This window comes from Serratia sp. EWG9 (assembly GCF_019913725.1).
Classification (GTDB): Bacteria; Pseudomonadota; Gammaproteobacteria; order Enterobacterales; family Enterobacteriaceae; genus Serratia; species Serratia ureilytica.
This window is the reverse complement of sequence record NZ_JADNRO010000033.1, coordinates 1-303: the sequence shown is the minus strand read 5'-3', so window position 1 is coordinate 303 and position 303 is coordinate 1. Positions and strand designations below refer to the sequence as shown.

General features: G+C 44.9%; 1 rRNA gene. It reads right to left on the bottom strand.

Annotated elements, in window-relative coordinates:
* Positions 1-89: ribosomal RNA gene (locus ITX55_RS23930) — 16S ribosomal RNA — on the bottom strand; the annotation flags it as partial.
* Positions 90-303: the final 214 nt, after the last annotated feature.

Genomic DNA, 303 nt, shown 5'->3' with positions numbered 1-303 from the left:
GAGCAAGCTCCCCTGTGCTACCGCTCGACTTGCATGTGTTAAGCCTGCCGCCAGCGTTCAATCTGAGCCATGATCAAACTCTTCAATTAAAAGCTTGATGTGCTTCCACTCGAGAAGCGATGCTCAAAGATTTACTGCATGAATTTTACTTCAGTTAGTCACTCTTCAAGACTTGATATTTTTTTGCATCCGAAGATGCTGGATATCGTCTTGTGGAGTGCCCACACAGATTGTCTGATAAATTGTTAAAGAGCAGTGAGTTAGGCGCTTTCGCTTGCTAACTCGAGGTGGCGTATATTACGC